Source organism: Actinomadura rugatobispora (assembly GCF_042656285.1).
GTDB classification, from domain to species: domain Bacteria; phylum Actinomycetota; class Actinomycetes; order Streptosporangiales; family Streptosporangiaceae; genus Spirillospora; species Spirillospora rugatobispora.
The window spans coordinates 1-651 of sequence record NZ_JBHSON010000285.1; the positions used below are offsets into that span (position 1 = coordinate 1).

Genomic DNA, 651 nt, shown 5'->3' on the forward strand with positions numbered 1-651 from the left:
GTTCGCGCCCTCCCACACCGTGGAGATCGGCGCCGGGGCCCGCCACCCGCCCAGGAACAGCGTCGTCGCCAGCGCCGACAGCGTGGCCAGGTTGATGTACTCCGCCAGGAAGAACATCGCGAACTTCAGCGAGGAGTACTCGGTGTGGAACCCCCCGACCAGCTCGCCCTCACCCTCGGGCAGGTCGAAGGGGATCCGGTTCGACTCCCCCATCATCGTGATCACATAGATGATGAACGAGGGCAGCAGCAGCAGGATGAACCAGCGGTCGGCCTGCGCGTTGACGATCCCCGTGGTCGACATCGTCCCCGCGAACAGGAACACCGCCACGAACGACAGCCCCATCGCGATCTCGTAGGAGATCACCTGCGCCGAGGACCGCAACCCGCCCAGCAGCGAGTACGGCGACATCGACGACCACCCGGCCAGCACGATCCCGTACACGCCCATCGACGACATCGCCAGCACCACCAGCACCGCCACCGGCAGGTCCGTGCCCTGCAGCGGCGTGTGATGCCCGAACACCGACACCGTCGGCCCGAACGGAATGATCGCGAAGGAGATGAACGCCGGAACCGCCGACATGATCGGCGCCAGCACGAACACCACCTTGTCGACCTGGCGCGGGACGATGTCCTCCTTCAACGCCAG

General features: G+C 66.4%; 1 protein-coding gene. It reads right to left on the reverse strand.

Going from position 1 to position 651, the window contains the following annotated elements:
* Nucleotides 1–651 (reverse strand): complex I subunit 1/NuoH family protein (locus tag ACFPZN_RS56380; RefSeq protein ID WP_378293706.1); only part of this gene is annotated, 651 nt, incomplete at both ends.